This is a genomic window from Rossellomorea aquimaris, assembly GCF_020171925.1.
Taxonomy (GTDB): domain Bacteria; phylum Bacillota; class Bacilli; order Bacillales; family Bacillaceae_B; genus Rossellomorea; species Rossellomorea aquimaris_F.
Genome location: NZ_JAIVAR010000003.1, coordinates 51,750 through 72,301, shown reverse-complemented (window position 1 = coordinate 72,301; position 20,552 = coordinate 51,750). Strand labels below are relative to the sequence as shown.

The following is a 20,552-nucleotide window of genomic DNA, read 5'->3' as shown; positions in this document are numbered from 1 at the left end:
ATCCTAAGAGTGTTCAGCGGGTGGAATGAACGAACCTCGAGGGGCTGGAGGCTGACAATTCACAAGGTTGAAAAGAATCTTTTTCATCAAGAAGAAGGGGGATATGAATGGGAAAACCAACTGGTTTCATGGAATACAAAAGAAGACCTCTGGATGAAAGGAGCCCATCCGATCGGACGAAGGATTGGAATGACTATACCATTCCGCTTTCAGAGGAAGAAGTGAGGAAACAGGGGGCGCGCTGCATGGACTGCGGCGTCCCTACCTGTCAATCGGGAATGGAGCTTGCAGGGGTGACAACAGGTTGCCCGGTTTATCATCTGATTCCTGAATGGAATGACCTGGTGTATCAAGGACAGTGGAAGGAAGCATTGAAGCGGGAACATGAAATGAATAACTTCCCTGAATTCACTGGCTTTGCCTGCCCTGCACCTTGTGAAGGTGCTTGTGTCCTCGGGATCAATGAACCGCCTGTCGCCATCCGGACGGTTGAAAGGTCCATCATCGAGAAGGGATTCGAAGAAGGCTGGGTCGTCCCTCAGCCACCTGAGATCCGTACAGGTAAGAGGGTAGCGGTGGTCGGTTCCGGTCCAGCCGGATTGGCAGCGGCAGATCAGCTTAACAAAGCGGGGCACCTGGTGACGGTATTTGAACGGAATGACCGTGTCGGAGGCCTGCTGACCTATGGGATCCCTGAAATGAAGCTTCCATACTCTGTCGTAAAAAGGCGTGTGGATATTCTTGAAAAAGAGGGCATCCAATTCGTTGTGAATACCGAAGTTGGAAAAGACATTTCCGCAGCAGAATTAAAGAGTGAGTTCGATGCCGTCATCCTTTGCGGAGGAGCCACGGTCCACCGCAATCTGGAAGTGGAAGGTAGAAACCTGAAAGGTGTCCATTACGCCATGGACTTCCTGCATGCCAATACGAAAAGTCTTTTGGATTCCAATTTCGAAGACGGCAACTACCTATCAGCCGCTGGTAAAAACGTGATCGTCATCGGAGGCGGGGATACGGGTACCGATTGCCTGGCGACTTCCATCAGACATAACTGCAAGAGCCTTACGCAATTCGATATCTATGCGAAAAAAGGGGCGATCCGCGATGAAGTGGGGAACCCTTGGCCGCAATACCCGATCATCCATCGCGTGGAATACGGGCAGAAGGAAGCGGAAGAAGTATTCGGCCATGACCCTCGTGCTTACGCGGTCATGACGAAAAAATTCGTTGGTGATGAAGAAGGGCATATCAAAGAAGTTCATACGGTGAACGTTTCGTTGAAGATCGATGAAAACGGCAACCGCATCCGTGAAGAGCTTCCTGGTACAGAGAAGGTATGGCCTGCTGACCTCGTTCTTCTTGCGATCGGCTTCAGCGGTCCTGAGCAAGGCTTGTTGAAGGAGCTTGAAATCGAAACGAAAAGCAACTCCACTGTCGATGCCGAGTACGATAAGTACACGACAAATGTTGAAGGCGTATTTGCAGCCGGAGACATGCGCCGCGGTCAAAGTTTGATTGTATGGGCGATTAACGAAGGACGCGGGGCGGCACGCGAATGCGACCGTTTCTTGATGGGAACGACTGAACTGCCATAATGTATGATTGACTGACCTCCACGGGACATGTTTCCGGGAGGTTTTTTGTGTTCAGAAATGGTCGGGGGAAAGTTAAGTGATATTTTTATTGACAGCAACCCCCTAATTCTGTAAATTATTCTTAATTTACAGAATTATTAAATTTGATTAGGTAGTTACCTAATCAGTTTTGGAGGCTGTTGATGAAAATCGAAATTGCTTTTTCACCTTTCAATGAAATGATGGCGAGTATGCATGTGCTTAGTAATCCGGTTCACCATCCTTACAGAAAGAAATGGGCTGAAGAGACCGCATCGATGCTGCCGGGATGGATGCTTGAAGAGATCCGCACTGTAGGAGCCTTTTCATATGACTGGTTCTACTTGATCAATATACGGAATGAATATGATTTGAATGAAAAAACACCAGAAGAAGCGATTGAATTTATTTGTAGCATGAAGGACGATGCATTTGTATTCTATCTGTTAGGAGAGCAGTATTCCATGGAGGACATCAGGACATGGAAAAAGGATCATCGGATGTCGCCGTTGACGATTGAACAGAAGGATTTAGTTTCACACCCAGCCAAATGGAAAGAAAGACTTCATCATTTGTTCTATGAATATAACGAGAAACTGTTTGCACGTGAGCTATTTCGGATTCAGCCATGGGTGGCAAAAGCATCCTCTTTGTTTCAGCAAAAGCTAGATCATCACCTGCTGACAGCGTTAAATGAAGTGCATCCGGATGTTTCAATTGATTCAGAGTATCTCAGGGTACAAAAAGGTGAAACATATGAATTTCGTTTGAAGGAATTTAGCTCAATCACCCTTCAGCCATCTACATTCATCACGCCTCACGTCATGCTTGGAGTATATCCTGGCAGGATCTGTTTGGGGTTACATGTCGCAGTGCCCGAAATGAAGGCAGGAGGAGATGAGCCTCCTGCTGATTTGATAGACTTGTTCAAAGCGTTGGGAGAAGCCAGCCGATTAAAGATTTTACGTGATGTATTGACCCACCCATACAGTACAAAGCAGCTGGCAGAAAAGCATGAACTTGCGGAAGCCACTATTTCAAATCATATCAAGATTCTTCAAAGAGCTGGGCTGGTGAAGAGTGAGAGAAGGGGCTACTATATTTTTTATAGTGGAAATAGGGATAGGATGGAGTCTCTAAGAGCCGATCTCAGCCAATTTATCTCCCTTCCTTTATTAGAACAATTCATTTATGAGCCGGATCTGACATGAAGAGTATTTATATGGGTGCAAAGAAGGGTTTTTTGGAGTATGTGATGACTTGTTTAGGAATCATTTTCTTACTTGCTTCACCGTCGCTTGTTGAAGGGATGAACAGCTTTGCCGGCTCTGTTTACACCATTCTAGAAGGAATATCCAGGCCGGGAGAACTTTCTTATTATTCTCATTCTGAAACCAGATCTTTTCCTAAGATGCCGGAAGCACGCTCCGTAGTGTTTCACCAGCAAATGACTGAAAAGCCGTTATTTCCGTATATGAGCGACCTTTATTCTTACAGCTTCCTCCTGTTGGCAGGCAGTCTGTTGATTGCAGGGATCGCGGCTTACTCTGCAAGTGTGTTGGTAGCATGCTGCAGTTCTCCGTTAAGGAAATTTACCGTGAAGATGGCTCAGGTCCTGGAGGCTCTGCCTGACGTGTTTTTCATTTTCTGTATACAGTTAGTGGTGGTATGGATCTATAAACAAACCGGCTGGGAAATTGCAGCAGCCTATTCCACGCCGCAGCATCGACTTTTTTTCCTTCCTCTAATTACATTGAGCATCGTCCCGGCCATTTATTTATTCAGGCTGCAGATGTTATTGATCGATGATGAGAAAGAAAGGGACTATGTCTTATTTGCAAAGTCAAAAGGGCTCGGAAAAGGGTATATCTCGTTACACCATCTATTCAGGAATACAATGATGGAAGCGATGGCACATGTGCCTGCACTGATCCTTCTCGTATACACGAACCTGATCGTATTAGAATTATTGTTTCATAGTGAAGGAGTCATGAGCTTCATCATAGGAGATCAGCCTGCCTCTTCTCGTGCTTTCCTGATCATTATGCTTATGACGCCTTTTTTTGCAGTCATAAAAGGAATGAAACATTTTCGTGAAAAATTCTACGAGAAAACGATAGGGGGGACGGGGGAATGAAGAAAGGAATGATAAAACCATTTCATCTGGGTTTGACCGTAGTCATCGTTATGCTGATTCTCAGCATTGGCTGGACGTTCTTTTGGGAAGCGCCGGAAGCGGAGAGGTTTATGTATGATGAAAATGGTGCATTGATTGATACACCACCCTATCCGATTTCCAGGACTCACTGGCTGGGAGCGGATCGAGAAGGAAATGATCTGTTTTATTTGATCATTTCCGGTGCAAAATGGACCATTATGTTTGCATTTTCGGTAACAGCTCTAAGGGTATTTACTGCCGGTTTCCTTGGATTGATGGGGAGGAGGATGGTCGCATCCAGGTGGATGAACTCTTTTTTTCAAGCTTTTCACTATATCCCTCAGTCTCTTTTAGCCATCATTTGGCTTGCTCCCTATATTTTATATGAATTGAGAGGTACGTCTCCTTTGTCATTCGTGGAGACAATCGTTTTGCAACTCGCTGTACTTACGATTGTCGGTGTTCCAACCCTGACAAAAGTGGTCGCGGAAACGGCCAATCATATTCATACATTTGATTTTATGGAAAGTGCCCGCGTTCTCGGGGGAAATGGATGGCATCTATCAAGAGTGCACGTCTTCCCTCATTTGTTCCCACGGCTCTTAATCCTATTCGGAAGACAGTTTGTACAAGTGCTCACCCTCATGCTGCATCTCGCCATTTTTCATATTTTTATAGGAGGAACGAATATCGGTTCGGGGCAGGAGCACGATCAGTTTGTTGTATACTATACCCCTGTTTTTGAATGGGCGGGCATCATCGGCACCCGCTATAAAGAGTTATTGCTAGAACCTACAATCATTGCCTTTCCTGTCCTTGCCTACTCTTTGCTGATTATGACGGTGGATATGATGGTGAATGGGATGGAAGAGAACTTCAGGACTGACGGGACAACAGTGCATAAATAACGGAAAAACAGGCTTCCTCGGCATTCTGCTGAGGTTTTTTTTTCGCGTTCACTGAACGACCTATCAAAAAGGGATCAGTCGGTTAAACTTTCAAGTATTTACCACTACCATTCTACTACGCCATTAGTCTCTTTCCTCCTGAACCAAATAAAGGGAAAATAAATGAAAAGGCTTTCATTGGTCTATACAAATGATTCTAAACCGGTCCACATCTGAATAGTTTCTACTAGAGGTATTCTGTCCACATTCCGGACAAAGCTTCGAGTCCCAGTAGAGACAGGAAGTGATGTCAGGCGATCATGAGAAGATTGGTTGGGATCAACACAGAACTTACAGTGAGGAGGAAAAGAAAATGATGAACTATTTACAAAGAATCGGGCGGTCATTGATGCTACCGGTTGCCGTCCTGCCTGCAGCGGCGATCCTGATGGGGATCGGGTATTGGATCGACCCGACAGGCTGGGGTGCAGATAGCCCCGTAGCGGCTTTCTTGATCAAAGCAGGTGCATCGATCATTGATAATATGTCAGTACTATTTGCCGTAGGTGTCGCATTGGGGATGGCGAAGAAGAAGGATGGATCCGCAGCACTCAGCGGATTGGTCGCTTTTCTGGTCATCACCACGCTGCTTTCCACCGATTCAGTCGCGCTGCTTCAAGGAGTGGCTCCTGAAAATGTAAATCCGGCATTTATTAAAATTAAAAATCAGTTCGTCGGGATCATTTCCGGACTTGTAGCGGCAAGCATGTACAACCGTTTCAGTCATGTGAAACTGCCGGATGCGCTGGCGTTCTTCAGCGGTAAGCGCTTAGTGCCGATCATGTCGGCAGTCGCAATGCTCGTTGTGTCGGGTGTCATGCTGTTTATTTGGCCGGTCATTTACACTGCACTTGTATCATTCGGAAAAGAAATCAGTGCATTAAGCTTCACGGGAGCAGGTCTATATGGTTTCTTCAACCGCTTGCTGATCCCGACCGGTCTTCACCATGCATTGAATTCCGTCTTCTGGTTCGATGTGGCGGGAATCAATGATATCGGGAACTTCTGGTCCGGCAATGGGGAGAAGGGTGTCACTGGAATGTATCAGGCAGGATTCTTCCCGGTCATGATGTTCGGGCTTCCTGCTGCGGGGCTCGCAATGTATCATGCGGCGAAGCCTGCCAAGAAGAAGCAGGTGGCTTCACTCATGCTTGCCGCTGGATTTGCTTCATTTTTCACAGGGGTGACAGAGCCTCTTGAATTCGCATTCATGTTCGTTGCTCCTGCGTTATATGTAGCGCATGCAGCATTGACGGGTTTATCCCTGGCCATTGCATCGTTCTTCCAATGGACTGCCGGGTTCGGTTTCAGTGCCGGCTTCGTCGACTTTTTACTGAGCTCACGGCTTCCGCTTGCCAATATGCCTTATATGCTGCTCCTGCAAGGCATCGTGTTTGCATTCATTTATTACTTCCTGTTCCGCTTCCTGATTGCGAAATTCAACCTGATGACACCTGGACGCGAAGAAGATGCAGAAGAAGGGGCGATCGCCGACCCGGTTGCCGACGGAGACAAATTTGTCTCCATGGCTGCTGAAATTTATGCAGGCCTTGGCGGAGATGAGAATGTCACATCGGTCGACAACTGCATCACCCGCCTTCGTGTGGAAGTGAAGAATATGGATGCCGTCGACCAACGGCGGATCAAAGCCACCGGAGTGCCTGGCATCAATATCGTAGGCCCGAACTCGATCCAAGTCGTGGTCGGAACCTCCGTCCAGTTCGTGGCGGATGAGGTTGAAAGGCTTCGGAATAAGAGTGCTTGATGAGTAGTTTGTGGTGATTGATGGGTGGTGGGGGTTGGTTGATGGATCGTGGTTGCTGTTGTTGCTGTTGATGAGGTCAACGATGTTGTTAGTGTTGTCGAAATTTGTAGAATGGCAGATAAATCGTGATTTTGGCAGATAAAATGAAATAATGGCAGATAAAATGAAAAAACGGCAGATAAAAAATATTTTTGGCAGATAAATCCCAAAAACGGCAGAGATCCATGAACCACCACGACTATACCACAAAAAAGAGAGGGAGGGACCATGCATTCAGGGTCCGTCCCTCTCTCAATCTATAAAAACCCACTCAAATAGTCTATACTTTTACATAATAGATTAACTATAGAAGAAGGTTTTACATATGACTGAGAAAAAAAGAAAAGAAGCCGACCTCTATCAGCCCATCCAAAAACATTTCACAAATCTCGGATATAAAGTCAACGGAGAAGTGAACGATTGTGACCTGACGGCAGTGAAAGGGGACGAACTGATCATCGTGGAATTAAAGCTTTCATTGACGATCGATTTACTGATCCAGGCCGCAAAGCGCCAAAGGCTGACCGATCTCGTCTACATCGCGATCCCTAAACCGAAGCGGACCCGTTCAAGAAGATGGAACGACATCTGCCACCTTGTCAAAAGACTGGAGCTGGGACTGATCACCGTCTCGTTGACCAAACGGCCAAAAATTGAATTCGTCGCGCACCCGCAGCCGTTTGACCGCAAGAAAGTCATGACATACAGCAAACGGAAGAGGGCTAATTTGATAAAAGAAATTGAAGGACGTAGTGCGGATTACAACACCGGTGGCAGCAATAAGACGAAAATCATGACCGCCTATAAAGAGAGCTGCATCCAGATTGCTTGCTGCCTGGAGAAACATGGACCGCTGTCCCCGAAAGCATTAAAAGAACTCGGGACAGGTGACAAAACCCCGTCCATTCTGCAGAAGAATTATTATAAATGGTTCGACCGGGTCAAGCGAGGCGTATACCAGTTGAATGAGACTGGGAAAAGAGAGTTGGAGAAGTATCCTGAATTGGTGTCCTATTATGAAGGGAAGATGAAAGATCAATAACAATCGGTTGTTGTTCTTGAACCGTCTGGGCTTCCATCTCATGACATGTGAGGTGGGAGTCCTTTTTTAAAGCACTGTTAATAACGCTGCCCGATTCTGTAAAAGGCTTGACTTTCCTCGGATAGCCCATTGGCCTCTCTGGCTTCGTCTGAGCGAAGGAAAGCGGAAGGGCTTTCTTTAGAGGCATGTGACATAAGGCGAATCGGTCACAAACGCTTCTTTGCCTTCTTGGCCGGTTTGACTTATGTCATGTGCACCTAAGCCCTGTAGCTGGACAGGTCCCACATTAGCTACTCTTCCCAGAGAAGTTTGCGTCTTTACGTCCATTCAACTGCTGGAAATGGGTAGAAATCAACAATTTTTATTTAACAGCGCGTTTTTTTAAAAAAAGTTTAAATTTACCAAAACTTTTTCGGCACTGTGATGTCTAATCAGTGGAGGGAAGGGGGAATTCCTGATGAGTGAGCTGGATCTCACGATGGTCAAGAGAGCGAAAAAAGGTGATGAGGATGCGCTGTATCAACTGATCACTTCACATAAAGAACAACTCTATCGAATGGCCATTTCGTATTTGAAAAATGAAGACGACGCCATCGAGGCGATTCAGGAAACAACATATCGTGCTTATAAAGGAATCAAGAAGCTGAGGAAAAATGAATACTTTACAACTTGGCTGATTCGGATCCTATTGAATTATTGTCATGATGAAATCAAGAAAAAGAAGCGCGTCATCTATAGCGATCGGCTCCTTCACTCAATGGAGGCTCCCGAGAAGAATTCGTCCATTGAAACCGAGGACGCCATCCATTCATTGAATGAGCCATACAGGAATGTAATCATGCTCAAGTATCTCCACGATTTGAAAATCAGTGAAATAGCGGAAATTCTTGAATGTCCAGAGGGTACCGTCAAAACATGGCTGCATAAGGGACTTGGTTTACTTCGCAGTCAGTTGAAAGAAAAGGAGGGTGACTTCCATGTATGAACACGAAGAAAAGAAGCTGAGCGAAACGAAGCAGGAGCTACAAGAGGCCTCAATACCTCATCACAGACTGGATGATGCCATTCTTGCTGGAATCCGAAAAGGAAAACGTGCCTCGAAAAAAAACCAGGCTGCCAGGGCTTGGGTTGCTTCAGCAGCCGTTGTCCTAATATTGGTTGTATTTGCCGGATCTTTGCGCATGTCAACTGACTTTGCCCGATTGGTGAGCGGCATGCCCGGTATGGAGAAGATTGTAGAACTGGTCAGAATGGATAAAGGATTACTTTCGTCAATCGAGAATGATTATGTTCAGAAGGCGGGGGCATCGGATGAACATCATGGTATAACCATCACGCTGGACTCGTTTATCGTGGATGAGGAACAACTTGTATTGTTTTATTCCTTTGAGTCTGCCGACCGTGCATTGGAGGAAGTCCACTCTTCCAGGATCGATCTTCAAACCGAAGAAGGAGATAAAGTTCCAGTCACATCTTTATCTTATGGTGGTGAAGACTTAGAAAACAAAAAAGGGTTGTATTCAGCAACCATCGGGCTCAAACAACCCCTGAAAGAACAAGACTATCAGTTTGTCCTTCACTTGGAGGAAGGGGAGAAGGAACTGAGTGGGGAATGGAAGATCCCTTTCAAGGTTGACCGTGATAAAATTGGGAAGACAAGAACCGTTCGGATAGACGAGACGTTTACAATCGAGGGCCAGGAGATTCATGTAGGAGAAGTAAGGGTGGCTCCGACCCGCACAGCGGTTTCGTTTGAATTTCCACAGTCGAATTCAATGAGGATTTTCAATATCGAGGACCTGAGACTTGTGGATGAGCATGGGGAAACATGGTCGAAGATTTCGAATGGCGTTGTGGCAAGCGGTGATTCAGACAAAATCACGTATTATCTACAGAGCAATTATTTTGAGAATCCGGAAGAATTATATCTTGCTTTCGATTCCATCAGGGCTCTTGATAAAGACCATTTAGAAGTAGTCGTCGATCCTGCAGAAGAGAAAGTCCTTAAAGCTCCAGATGGTCGATTGGCATCAGTGAAGGTAGAAGATGATGTACTCCTGTTTGCTTGGGACAAATATTACAGGCAAGCCGATGAACTAAATCCTTTTAATTCCTATGTGGACGCAGATGGAAAGAAACATGATTTAAGTAGCTTCATCATGACTGGAGATCATCAATTTGGGTTTCCATACTCAAAGAATGACGGCCCATCCCCAATCACATTCGAACTGAAGGACTACCCATCCTGGATCAAAGGAAACATCAAAATCCCACTACAATAAAGAAGGTACGTCCCTCACCGCTTTAAAGCGGTGAGGGACGTACCTTTGATAAGAGTAGTTTGGAGTATTTTGGTTATCCTATTGGGTGCATACTTCTTTTAAAAGGGTAGGTGGATGTTCTTTGCCTAATTCATTGGAAGCATTACTTGATTACTTGAGGACACGGTTCGATGATGAACCGAAACCCCGTCCCCATATCGGAGAGGCAATGGGTTGCTGGTTGTATTATACTGCGATTGCGGAGGAAGTGCCGATTCTTGAAGCTTCATTAAACACAACGAAGGACAAAGACCTGGTGCATCTTTTGAAGGAAACCAAAAGGCTTGCCCTTCACCAAATGCAGACACTTGAAGAATTCATGCTGAGAGAAGGGATTCCCCTATCGGACACGTCAGAGAAGAAACCGGTATCGGATCCTGATAGCATCCCTCTCGGCGTAAAAGCAACGGACACCGAAATCGCCAATTTGATCTCAGCAAAGATTGCAACAAACATCGTGATGTGCGCGACGAATAATAGTCAAAGCGTAAGGAATGACATCGGATTGATGTGGATCCGTTTTCAATCCGAAAAGTCCGTACTCGGATTGGAATTGAAAACGAAAATGAAAGAACGCGGATGGCTGAAGATCCCCCCTGCCTATATCCCGCCGGGGGCTCCGGTCAAGTAGAAAAAGCCTTTCTCTTATGGTAGAGAAAGGCTTTTTATCATCCATGATTCAAAACTTTGACGTTTCCACTAAAAACGGTTTGCCTCCCCCATTATTTGACCAACGCCCGATTCTTCCTATACTCTTTCCGCAAAACCGCCGTCGTGTATAGCCTCTTTTCCTCTTCTGTTTCCGGTATCACTCCAGGCACCGGCTTAGGCTTTCCATTTTCATCAACAGCGACCATCGTTAGGAATGATTCTGTCGTCAATGTTTTCACTCCGGTCAGTAAATTGGTAGAGTGCACCTTCACATACACCTCCATCGAAGTCCTTCCCGTGGAAGTGACAATCGCCTCAAGGCTGAGTGCGTCCCCGACCGTTGCGGATGACAGGAAATCAACCGAATCGATTGAAGCCGTGACCACCACCGAGCTTGAATGCTTCATGGCTGAAAGTGCAGCGATTTCATCGATAAATGCCAATACCTTTCCCCCGAAGATTGTCTGCATATGATTCGTATCAGGCGGCAATACCAATTTTGTTTGGATCGTACGTGAACGATCAACTGGATAAGCTTGTTCCAACATGTTCATCTCCCCGTCCTTCTTGGAATAAAAAAAACATCTTCCATTACCAGAAGATGCAGTTATTCCAATCGGACGATCATGATCCAATGCGATCTTGTGTGTCGTTCCATCTGGCGTAACACCCTCCTATCTCCCGTAGGAACTCTGTGTTCTTCCCGATTGGCAGGTCTCCTGGCTCAGCTTCGGCGATGTCTTATCCCTTCCCATTTCACAATTGAAACAGTGGGTGTTCATAAGAAATCTCGGCTATACAGTGGCGGGACCGCGCTGGATTTTCACCAGCTTCCCTATTAAGGAGAGTGCAGCGTCGTACTCTCCACCAACGGGCAATAATGAAATTGTGAACGCTCTTATTCTACCACATTCGACATCCAGGGAGCATGGATATGTCAGATAAAAGAGAATTTCTATTATTTTTCCAATCTTATGAAACTTTTGGTGGGCTAGAGCCGTAAATAGTCATATAACCAATTACAAACCAGCAGAGATTTATTTGCTGAAAAATTATAGGGGGTAGGTAAGCATGGGTTCACTAACAATCATTGGGATTATGATGATCCTTGTTCCAGTATTGATCTTGGCGGCCATTGTAGGAATCGCATATTATTTCTGGATGAGATTCCGCTACCGCACGGCAAAGTCCAATCAGGCTTTGATCATCACTGGTCCGAAACTAGGAGATCCGGAAAAAGAAACAAATATATTCACCGATCAGGAAGGACGTTCAATGAAGATCATCAGGGGTGGGGGATATCGCCTTAGACGATTTCAAACAAGTACACCGGTTAATCTGACATCTTTCCAATTGAAGCTGTCAACGCCGCGTGTGTACACGAACGGCGGGGTGCCGATCGTGGCGGATGCGGTTGCGATGGTGAAGGTGGCGGACACATTGAACGGGATCGCCAATTATGCAGAGCAATTCCTTGGGAAAAATCAGAAAGAAATCGAAGATGAAATCATCGAGGTATTGGGAAGTAACCTTCGGGCCATTTTATCCAAAATGACCGTAGAGGATATCAACAGCAACCGTGAGAAGTTCAATGCGGATGTATCTGAAATCGCCCAGAAACAGCTCGATCTGATGGGCTTTAAGATCACATCACTTGGCTTGACCGACATACGTGATGCCGATGAAGAAAATGGATACTTAAAGAATCTGGGACGTCCACGGATCGCGGAAGTCAGGAAGCAAGCTGAAATTGCCGAAGCCAATACGGAACGAGAAACACGGATTCACCGCGCACAGACGGATCAGGAAGCAAAAGAAGAAGAATACAAGCGCCAAATTTCAATTGCAGAGTCGAAAAAGGAAAAGGACATCAAAGATGCTGCCTTCAAGGAAGAAACAGAACGGGCCAGAGCCAAATCCGAGCAATCGTATGAATTGGAGAAAGCAAAGCTTGCCAAGGAAGTGAAAGAGGAAGAATTGACACTTCAATTCCTTGAGAGGGAACGAGCGGTCAAGCTTGAGGCGGAAGAATCGAAAGTCCGTCAGACAAAAGCAGACGCTGAATATTATGAAACGACCCGTAAAGCGGAAGCCGAAGCACGTAAAGCGGAAATCGATGGTGAAGCAAAAGCGAAAATCCGCCGTGAAGAGGGGTCTGCAGAGGCAGATGTCATCAGGGAACGAGGGAAAGCAGAAGCGGAAGCAAGAAAACTATTGGCTGAAGCGATGGAAAAACATGGCGATGTCATCATCACCGAGAAGTTGATCGAGATGCTACCGGTCTTTGCAGAAAAGATTGCACAGCCGTTAAACAATATCGACTCAGTCAAGATCATTGATTCCGGAAATGGACAGGGCGTTCCATCGTTCGGGAAGAGCATCACCAGGACGATGCTTGATATGCAGGAACCTTTGAAGGAAATGACGGGTATCGATGTCGGACAATTGCTGAGGTCATATGCGGATCGGAAACCGGAGCGCCCTTATCAGCCTGTGATCAACCAAACAGGCGAAAGGGAAATCGCAGCCGCGAAAGATCAAGAAGACACAAAAGAGGAAGAACAAGCACAAGGGGAAGACAAACACTAAATTAAAGGGGCACTCTTCAAGAAGTTGAAGAGTGCCCCTTTCTATATGGAATTGAATGCCCCTATCATACGAGGAATTGGCACACTGAATCGGAGGGTCAATGGAGTGGTTATTCTTCAATGTGCTGAGTTGGCAGTTTAAGAGTTGAATATTTTGTACAATGATTGTACATTATATTTACAAGTTTAATACAAAACTTGAACAAAACAAAAGGAGTGGAAAAGATGAAAAAGATTTTCTCGATTTTTGTTGCTGCCATAATGATGGCAACACTTGCCGGCGGTGCGATGGCTGCCGAAAATGACGCGATGGTGCGCATCGTGCATGCTTCACCCGATGCACCAGCAGTGGATGTATATGTAGATGATAAGGCAGTCGTTGAAGGTGCTGAATTCAAAGCAGCGACCGATTATATGAATCTCCCTGCAGGAGAACATAAGGTAGAAATCTATGCGGCGGGCACAATGGGAACTGAAGAACCTGTCATTTCCCAAATGCTTACAGTCGAAGAAGGCATGGCTTATACAGTAGCAGCCGCTAATACATTGGATAACTTGGAACTGGTTGTTGCACAGGATTCAATGGAAGTAACTGAAGGAATGACGAAAGTGCGTGTGGGACACCTTTCACCTGATGCCCCTACTGTCGATGTGGGACCGATCGGGGGAGACGCCTTATTCAGCGGTGCAGAGTTCAAAGCAATCACGGACTACAAAGAGCTTGATCCAGGTACCTATGACCTTGAAATCAGAACGCCCGAAGGTGACCAAGTATTGGACCTTTCCGGGACGATGCTAGAAGAAAATACAGTATACAGCGTATTTGCGATCAATACAGCGGATCAATTGGAAGTACTTGTCCTGAAGGATTACACATTAATGCCAGGCAGCATGCCTGAAACAGGCATGGGGGGAGCTGCTGAAGAAGACGCTTCTTCACTTCCGATCGCCCTTGCATCTGTTGTACTTGGCGGTGCGGCAATCGCATTTGTGGCTCGCAAGAAGCTTGTGAAGTAATGAGATTGCTTTTAACGATTAGTTTGATGGCTCTTCTTGCAGGTTGTTCTGCAGAAGAGCCTCAATCATTTGAGAAAATCAAAGAAGCATCCGTTATACAGCCTGTTCAACCTGTGAAAAATTCTGACCGTCAAGCTTCTTCAAGTGAAGGCATCATCCCTACGGCTTTGTCGATTCCTGCTCTTGACCTCGAAGCATCCGTCAAAGAATTCGGCCTCGATGAAGAGGGGAATATGGAACTGCCTAAAAACGGAGAAGATGTAGCGTGGTTCGGTCCCGGTACAGAACCAGGTGAGTCAGGGAATGCAGTCCTGGCAGCGCATGTAGACAATGAAAAAGCACCAGCGGTTTTTTTTCGGTTGAAGGAACTGAACAAAGGTGATGAAATCCATGTTCGTGACGAAGAGGGGACTGAGCTCACATTTGTTGTGAAAGAGAAGGTCGCTTATCAAAAAGATGATGCACCGATGAGGGAAATCTTCGGTCCTACCGATAAACGACGGCTGAATCTCATTACATGCACCGGATACTTTGATCGTGAGATGCACAATTATGTAGAAAGACTCGTCGTATATACCGAGTTAAAAGATCAGCAACATGAAACGTAAAAGCTTTTGTTCCAAGGTACCTTGGGATGAAAGCTTTTTTGTATGGAAAGGTTGCGGCTAGGGGACATAAAAAATCCGATTCCTCTGATTGGAAAGGAATCGGATCTGCCTATTCATTGAAATCATTCTGCTTCCACCGAAATATGCTGAAAGCTCTCTACATCAAACAACCCAAGATCCGTGATCTTTATGGAGGGGATGACGGGTAATGTCAGGAAGGACAAGGTAAGAAAAGGATTGAAATTCCCTTCGAATCCGACTTCAGTGAGCGCGGATTTTATCATGTGAAGACCGTTGTAAACAGTATCTGAGTCCCCGTCTGATAGCAGTCCTGCAATCGGAAGGGCCAGTGAAGCAATCACGTTCCCCTCTTTGACCACTACGAGCCCTCCGTTTAACTCTTCCAACGCATGCACTGCACTTAAGAGATCGGAATCGTTGGTCCCGGCGGCGACAATATTATGAGAATCGTGTGCTACCGTCGTGGCAATCGCTCCTTGTTTGATACCCAGTCCCTTAAGGATCCCCCTCCCTATGTTTCCGGTATGATGGTGCCTCTCGATTACGCAAATCTTGAGCTGGTCCATTGTAATCGAAGGCGTAAAGCTACCATCCTCGACCGTTACGGTTTCTGTCACTTTCGATGTGCGAAGTGAATTCGGAATGATTTCGATGATGTTGGCTTTATTGCTTTCATGAAGGGGGATGCGGAGATCTTTTTCAGAAAGCGGCTGAATCTTGACGGTGTTCGTCAGTGACTCTGAAGGTGCAGACTCAGGGATCCCATCTCCAATCACCTTTCCTGACTTTGCCACGAGCTGCCCTTTTTTATAAACTTCCGCTATTTTGATGGAATCAAGATCATCGAGTAAAAGGAAGTCCGCTTCATACCCCGGCGCGATTGCTCCTTTAGTTGACAAACCATAGCATTCGGCAGCGTTGATGGTCGCCATGCTGATTGCGAGTAGCGGGTCGACGCCTTCCTTGATGGCAAGGCGTACGTTGTGATCGATGCTGCCATCCTTGATCAGGTCATCAATATGTTTATCATCGGTACAGAATAGGCAGCGACGTGCATTTTTTTCTGTCACGACTCCAATGAGTGAAGACAAATCCTTGGCAACGGAACCTTCGCGGATCAGCAGATACATTCCCCGTTTCAACCGTTCCTTCGCCTCCGAAGCAGTATGACATTCGTGATCGGTTGTAATGCCCGCTGATCGGTAAATGTTGATGGCATCCGAATTCAACCCTGCCAAATGTCCGTCAATCTTTCCTTCCTCCATAGAGACATCGATGATTTTATCAATGATGGAATTCTGTGTGCGTTGAAGGGAAGGGTAGTCCATGACCTCGGCTAATCCCAATACACGATCATGCGAATAAAAAGGTTTCAGGTCAGGAGCCAATAGCTCTGCCCCCGAATTTTCAAAAGGAGTGGCCGGGACGGAGGATGGCAGCATGCAGAAAACATCCAACGGAATATTTTCAGAGTTATCGAGCATGAACTGAATTCCTTCCGTTCCAGCTACATTCCCTATTTCATGCGGGTCCGTAATGACCGTGGTGACGCCATGGGGGATGACGACCTTGCTGAACTCTGCCGGTGTTACCATTGAGGATTCGATATGGACATGTCCGTCAATGAAGGAGGGGCAGATATATCTGTTGTCCGCATCGATCACTTGCTTTCCTTCGAATGGTCCGATGCCGACGATCATCCCATCGGATATGGCAATATCCCCTTCCGTGATTTCCAGATTGAATACATCCACGAGCTGCCCGTTTTTAATGACGAGATCTGCCGGTCTTTCATGATTGGCAACGGCTATTTGCTTTTTTAACGTTTGCTTCGAGAGCTTCATATAAATCCTCCTTATCCCCATTACCCTTCGAATATGGCCATTGGAAGCGATTGTCCTATTGTTCCCTGATAATCAAGAAAAATAAAAAACCCTTGTTACCAAGGGTTTGACATCATAGAGGACAGCTGTGGACGATTACACGGCTGAAGATCCCTCTCGTAGTCAAACCATTTACGGTAGTTTGGTAGAAACTTATGGACCATATTTCCAAGATTATACGAGTGATACGATATGTGTTTTAAGTTGAATAGTAGATAACATTCTAAACGTTTTGATTCATGGCTGTCAATCTTAAATCCGTTGTAAATAAAGAGATCACCGCGTTGTACAGTCGGATCTTCCAAAAAAATCCTTTACTCCATGATGATTTCATATACTATTAATATATAGAGTTTTCTGAATAAAAGAAGAGTCACGGAGGTAAATTATGAAACTGAACATCATTCACACGAACGATCTGCATAGTCACTTTGACGCATTCTCCCGCGCGGTATCCATCATCAAGGAATATGGGGATGAGGACACGTTGATCTTGGATGGAGGGGATTTTGCAGACTTTAAAAGTATTGAATTGCAGGGAACCAGGGGGATGGCGGCCATCGAACTGCTGGAGTATGCTGGTTATGCTGCCTTGACCATTGGAAACAATGAAATGTTCAATGGGGTCGATACACTTGAATATATGGCATCGAATAGTGGGGTGCCTTTCATCAGTAATAATCTACTGAAAAGGGACAGAACCAGAATTGATGGCGTATGTTCAAGTACCATCCTAGAGAAGAAGGGTCTCCGAATCCTCATTACGGGTGCTTCTCCCGATATGCAGGATTTCAGTGACGGTTTGGGCGTACATATGACAGATTACAAATCCGCGATCATGAAAGAGCTTGAAATCCAGCAAGGGAACTATGATCTTTGCATTCTCCTCAATCATCTGGGCACGTTTGTAGACGATGAGCTTGTGGGGGAACTGAAAGGGGTCGACATCATCCTTTCTGCACATGACCACAAGCTTTATCCTCATAGCAAAGTGGTGAACAACACGATCATGAACAGTGCCGGCTGTTACGGGGAATATGTGGGCGTCATTGAAATAGACGTGAACGAAGACGGCATTGAATTACTTCATTCACAAAATATCGGTACGAAAGATGCTCAACGGGATGAGGGAGTCCTATCCATTTTAGCTAAAAATAAAGAAAAAGCGATCGAAGTGCTAAGTGAACCTCTCTATTCAATTGAGGAACCGCTATGGCATGATGTCGTCGAGGAAAATCCCCTTACGAACTTAATCGCAGACGGCGTGAAGGATATGCTGGGTTGTGAGATTGGCCTGATGAACGGTGGGATTGCGAATGCAGGAGTGTTCGGGTACATCTCGAATAAGAAGCTGATTGAAGTTTGTCCTTCTCCGTTGAATCCAACTTCATTTGAAATCCAAGGTAAGTATATTAGGGAAGCATTCGAGCAATCGCTGGATGCCGGAGTATGTCTCAATGAAGGGAGGGGTCCGGGGTTCAGGGGGAGATTCGTAGGAAGTCTTCATGTATCCGGGGCGGAGGTCGTCCATGATGGTAAAAGGGTCCTCGAGGTATTAATCGGAGGGGAACTTCTCGATGAAGATCGGTGGTATAAAGCCGCATCATCCGATTATCTCCAAAGAGGATCGGGATATCCGTCCCTGGCCAACAACCGAAATGAGAACTATCTTGCTGAAGAAATCAAGGACGTCATCAGGATTTATGCCAGGAGAAGCGATTCCGTCAAACAGGCTGCTGTCAACCGGTGGAAAGTACGTGCTGATGTGATTATTTAACGTGACAATGTTCATATAAAGAAACGTCACAGAAAGGATGAGCACACTTGGATACTGGAGTGATTTTTGCATTTTCGATTGCAGTCGGTTCACTCGGGGTCCGAGATCAGTGCCTTATCGATTGCAGGAAAGCTTGAAAAACGGTTAAAAGAATTAGAGGAAAAATAATAGGTTCACGAAAAAGCGCTCAGGTTTCCTGAGTGCTTTTCTTTTCATTCAGCCTTTTCCTCAAACTGACAGGTTTCCAGTATGTGAACCCGGGGTATCCATTTAGAGAACTACAAGAACAATAGTAGAGGAGATACCTATATGATCAAACGCATCGGTGTTACACTATGCTGGCTACTCATAATAACAGTGGTGATCCTGATCGGAGCCGGAAATTATATATATAACGTTGCTCTAAATAGAAGTGATGAAGGCATCAAGCTGTATGGCACAGAGGAAGCGGTCAAAGCGGTCAGTGCACTTGAAGAGGAGCAGAAACGATTGCAGGAACTCACAAGCTGGACTGGGCAACAGGATTTCGAAGAAGTGGAAATCCACAGTGATGACGGCTTGAAACTGAGTGCCCTTTACCTCAAAAATGATGCGTCGAATGGAAAGACCGTCATATTGACTCACGGCTATAAAGGGAATAACGAACAATTGCCCGAAGTGACAAAATTTTATTATGAAAAAGGATATGACATATTAAAGCCGGATGCACGGGGACATGGTAAAAGTGAAGGGGACTATATCGGCATGGGTTGGGATGATCGACAGGATATAAGGAAATGGATCGACTATCTTATCAGAGAGAAAAAGGAAAAGACCATCTTCCTGCACGGTTTCTCAATGGGTGCCTCGACTGTCCTGATGGCAAGCGGCGACGAGCTTCCCCATGAAGTAAAAGGGATCATTGCTGACAGTGGGTACACGTCAGTGAAGGAGGAGCTCGCTCATCAGCTTAAGCATCTATACAACCTGCCATCTTTCCCATTGATCGATATCACAAGCCTGGTCACTGAAAAGAGGGCAGGATTTTCATTCGAGGAAGCTTCGGCACTGAACCAAGTAAAGAAGAAGGATCATGACCTGCCACTTTTCATCATCCATGGTGACAAGGATGAACTCGTCCCACCTGAAATGGCCCAGCGTCTGTATGAAAACGCATCGGGAATGAAAGAGCTATGGATCATCCCAGATGTCGGGCACACACAAGGTTTCCTTGAGGATGATGAGGAGTATAAGCGGAGGTTGATGGGGTTCATCCAGGAAGCGATGACAGCGAATTGAAAGGTCTAACTCGTTAACTACACTGAGAAAATGAAGATGTAATCACCTTGTGTTAATTGAACAACTGAAATCAAAATAATCGTAAAACCCTCTCCACATGTGGGGAGGGTTTTATTTGTATAAGTACACTTTTATCTTTTCCTGCTTATCGATGGTAGCCAGCAACACGTCATGAACCGAAGTGTCATAGGAAAGCTTAAGTTGTTGATTCAACCAGGTTTCGTCTTTATTTATATGCTGCAGTTCTCGATTATTGATTTTTCCTTCTTCAATGATTGGAACTGGCAGGTCGAAGGGGGTGTGAGAAGGAGCGTAATCCTTCATTGTGACCGGCTGATGCTCCGGCTTGTGAAAAATGGAGATTTCTCCACCGGGTTCCCATAGGGCTAGGGCTACCTGATCGACTTCCTCCGTCTGCTGCTTTCTTAATTCTGATAAAAGACTGTCCAGTGGTATTCTTGCTTTCTTCAAGTTATGAAAATTGATAGTCCCATCCTGTATAAGTGGAATGGGGGAGGGGTCCAGAAATTTCTTGATGGAGGTAAACTTCAAGCTGATGTATACTCCAATAAGGTATAAGCTGACCAAGGTACTCATCGTAATCATGGATCCCTTTAACCCCAACTCTTCATCGGACAATGGGTGAGCCATGATATTCCCCAAGAGCAGTGCCATAACAAAATCAAGGAATCGTAATTGAGAGATAGATCGTTGTCCCATCACTTTAGCTACGATCACTAAAAAGAAAAAGCCAACGACAGCCCTCAAAATCCATTGGATAGCTGTCAATGATTCTTGGCTATTGAAAAAATCCAAATCATCCCCACCTTAAATATCGAGACTA

17 protein-coding genes and 2 riboswitches are annotated in these 20,552 nt (G+C 45.7%); of the genes, 14 read left to right on the top strand and 3 right to left on the bottom strand.

From position 1 onward, the window contains the following. Positions 1–107: 107 nt before the first annotated feature. The 9 genes from LCM10_RS11740 (at position 108) to LCM10_RS11700 (ending at position 10,516) form a co-directional block, all read left to right on the top strand. Entirely contained in the window at positions 108–1,595 is a 1,488-nt protein-coding gene (locus LCM10_RS11740) for a glutamate synthase subunit beta (protein ID WP_224876469.1), read from the top strand. Positions 1,596–1,777: 182 nt separating this feature from the next. After that, complete coding sequence (locus LCM10_RS11735; protein ID WP_224876468.1) at positions 1,778–2,824, top strand: ArsR/SmtB family transcription factor; 1,047 nt, start codon at positions 1,778–1,780, stop codon at positions 2,822–2,824. An 11-nt stretch (positions 2,825–2,835) separates the two neighbouring features. Beyond that, positions 2,836–3,750, top strand: coding sequence for an ABC transporter permease subunit (locus tag LCM10_RS11730; RefSeq protein WP_224876467.1), 915 nt, complete (start codon positions 2,836–2,838; stop codon positions 3,748–3,750). Then, complete coding sequence (locus LCM10_RS11725) at positions 3,747–4,679, top strand: ABC transporter permease subunit (RefSeq protein WP_224876466.1); 933 nt, start codon at positions 3,747–3,749, stop codon at positions 4,677–4,679. Before LCM10_RS11730 ends, LCM10_RS11725 begins: the two co-directional genes overlap by 4 nt. A 352-nt stretch (positions 4,680–5,031) precedes the next feature. Next, a complete protein-coding gene (nagE, locus tag LCM10_RS11720; RefSeq protein WP_224876465.1) occupies positions 5,032–6,483 on the top strand; it encodes an N-acetylglucosamine-specific PTS transporter subunit IIBC in 1,452 nt (483 codons plus the stop codon). A 364-nt stretch (positions 6,484–6,847) separates the two neighbouring features. After that, positions 6,848–7,564 (top strand): DUF2161 domain-containing phosphodiesterase, encoded by a 717-nt coding sequence (locus LCM10_RS11715; protein WP_224876464.1) that lies wholly within the window; start codon positions 6,848–6,850, stop codon positions 7,562–7,564. Between the two features lie 457 nt (positions 7,565–8,021). After that, positions 8,022–8,549, top strand: a complete 528-nt coding sequence (locus tag LCM10_RS11710) for a sigma-70 family RNA polymerase sigma factor (RefSeq protein ID WP_224876463.1) — start codon at positions 8,022–8,024, stop codon at positions 8,547–8,549. Beyond that, the gene (locus LCM10_RS11705; RefSeq protein ID WP_224876462.1) at positions 8,542–9,846 is read left to right on the top strand and encodes a DUF4179 domain-containing protein; all 1,305 of its coding nucleotides are present in this window, start codon (positions 8,542–8,544) and stop codon (positions 9,844–9,846) included. The genes LCM10_RS11710 and LCM10_RS11705 overlap by 8 nt, the downstream gene beginning before the upstream one ends. A 121-nt stretch (positions 9,847–9,967) precedes the next feature. Beyond that, positions 9,968–10,516: a DUF3231 family protein gene (locus LCM10_RS11700; protein WP_224876461.1), complete on the top strand. Its 549-nt coding sequence runs from the start codon at positions 9,968–9,970 to the stop codon at positions 10,514–10,516. Positions 10,517–10,607: 91 nt separating this feature from the next. Here LCM10_RS11700 and LCM10_RS11695 read toward each other — a convergent pair whose 3' ends face one another. Then, complete coding sequence (locus tag LCM10_RS11695; RefSeq protein WP_224876460.1) at positions 10,608–11,090, bottom strand: acyl-CoA thioesterase; 483 nt, start codon at positions 11,088–11,090, stop codon at positions 10,608–10,610. 137 nt (positions 11,091–11,227) lie between these two features. Further along, a riboswitch (cobalamin riboswitch) is annotated at positions 11,228–11,423 on the bottom strand. 184 nt (positions 11,424–11,607) lie between these two features. Between LCM10_RS11695 and LCM10_RS11690 the strand changes: the two genes are divergently transcribed. The 3 genes from LCM10_RS11690 to LCM10_RS11680 all read left to right on the top strand — a co-directional run bounded on the left by LCM10_RS11690 (position 11,608) and on the right by LCM10_RS11680 (position 14,749). Continuing rightward, the gene (locus tag LCM10_RS11690) at positions 11,608–13,125 is read left to right on the top strand and encodes a flotillin family protein (protein WP_224876459.1); all 1,518 of its coding nucleotides are present in this window, start codon (positions 11,608–11,610) and stop codon (positions 13,123–13,125) included. 224 nt (positions 13,126–13,349) lie between these two features. Continuing rightward, positions 13,350–14,141: a DUF4397 domain-containing protein gene (locus LCM10_RS11685; protein ID WP_224876458.1), complete on the top strand. Its 792-nt coding sequence runs from the start codon at positions 13,350–13,352 to the stop codon at positions 14,139–14,141. Beyond that, the gene (locus LCM10_RS11680; protein WP_224876457.1) at positions 14,141–14,749 is read left to right on the top strand and encodes a class F sortase; all 609 of its coding nucleotides are present in this window, start codon (positions 14,141–14,143) and stop codon (positions 14,747–14,749) included. The genes LCM10_RS11685 and LCM10_RS11680 overlap by 1 nt, the downstream gene beginning before the upstream one ends. A 122-nt stretch (positions 14,750–14,871) precedes the next feature. Here LCM10_RS11680 and ade read toward each other — a convergent pair whose 3' ends face one another. Next, on the bottom strand, positions 14,872–16,614 hold the full coding sequence (gene ade / locus LCM10_RS11675; protein ID WP_224876456.1) for an adenine deaminase: 1,743 nt from the start codon (positions 16,612–16,614) through the stop codon (positions 14,872–14,874). A gap of 139 nt (positions 16,615–16,753) precedes the next feature. Continuing rightward, positions 16,754–16,855: riboswitch (purine riboswitch) on the bottom strand. 186 nt (positions 16,856–17,041) lie between these two features. Between ade and LCM10_RS11670 the strand changes: the two genes are divergently transcribed. Both LCM10_RS11670 and LCM10_RS11665 read left to right on the top strand, forming a co-directional pair. Next, on the top strand, positions 17,042–18,430 hold the full coding sequence (locus LCM10_RS11670; RefSeq protein ID WP_224876455.1) for a bifunctional metallophosphatase/5'-nucleotidase: 1,389 nt from the start codon (positions 17,042–17,044) through the stop codon (positions 18,428–18,430). A gap of 309 nt (positions 18,431–18,739) precedes the next feature. Next, positions 18,740–19,708, top strand: coding sequence for an alpha/beta hydrolase (locus LCM10_RS11665; protein WP_224876454.1), 969 nt, complete (start codon positions 18,740–18,742; stop codon positions 19,706–19,708). A gap of 111 nt (positions 19,709–19,819) precedes the next feature. Here LCM10_RS11665 and LCM10_RS11660 read toward each other — a convergent pair whose 3' ends face one another. Then, positions 19,820–20,524, bottom strand: a complete 705-nt coding sequence (locus LCM10_RS11660) for a DUF421 domain-containing protein (RefSeq protein ID WP_224876453.1) — start codon at positions 20,522–20,524, stop codon at positions 19,820–19,822. Positions 20,525–20,552 lie beyond the last annotated feature (28 nt).

Coding starts and splice junctions, on each gene's coding strand:
- LCM10_RS11735 (WP_224876468.1), top strand. CDS start 1,778: ATGAAAATCGAAATTGCTTTTTCACCTTTCAATGAAATGATGGCGAGT.
- ade (WP_224876456.1), bottom strand. CDS start 16,614: ATGAAGCTCTCGAAGCAAACGTTAAAAAAGCAAATAGCCGTTGCCAAT.
- LCM10_RS11695 (WP_224876460.1), bottom strand. CDS start 11,090: ATGAACATGTTGGAACAAGCTTATCCAGTTGATCGTTCACGTACGATC.
- LCM10_RS11680 (WP_224876457.1), top strand. CDS start 14,141: ATGAGATTGCTTTTAACGATTAGTTTGATGGCTCTTCTTGCAGGTTGT.
- LCM10_RS11665 (WP_224876454.1), top strand. CDS start 18,740: ATGATCAAACGCATCGGTGTTACACTATGCTGGCTACTCATAATAACA.
- LCM10_RS11730 (WP_224876467.1), top strand. CDS start 2,836: ATGGGTGCAAAGAAGGGTTTTTTGGAGTATGTGATGACTTGTTTAGGA.
- LCM10_RS11710 (WP_224876463.1), top strand. CDS start 8,022: ATGAGTGAGCTGGATCTCACGATGGTCAAGAGAGCGAAAAAAGGTGAT.
- LCM10_RS11715 (WP_224876464.1), top strand. CDS start 6,848: ATGACTGAGAAAAAAAGAAAAGAAGCCGACCTCTATCAGCCCATCCAA.
- LCM10_RS11670 (WP_224876455.1), top strand. CDS start 17,042: ATGAAACTGAACATCATTCACACGAACGATCTGCATAGTCACTTTGAC.
- LCM10_RS11740 (WP_224876469.1), top strand. CDS start 108: ATGGGAAAACCAACTGGTTTCATGGAATACAAAAGAAGACCTCTGGAT.
- LCM10_RS11690 (WP_224876459.1), top strand. CDS start 11,608: ATGGGTTCACTAACAATCATTGGGATTATGATGATCCTTGTTCCAGTA.
- LCM10_RS11705 (WP_224876462.1), top strand. CDS start 8,542: ATGTATGAACACGAAGAAAAGAAGCTGAGCGAAACGAAGCAGGAGCTA.
- LCM10_RS11725 (WP_224876466.1), top strand. CDS start 3,747: ATGAAGAAAGGAATGATAAAACCATTTCATCTGGGTTTGACCGTAGTC.
- nagE (WP_224876465.1), top strand. CDS start 5,032: ATGATGAACTATTTACAAAGAATCGGGCGGTCATTGATGCTACCGGTT.
- LCM10_RS11685 (WP_224876458.1), top strand. CDS start 13,350: ATGAAAAAGATTTTCTCGATTTTTGTTGCTGCCATAATGATGGCAACA.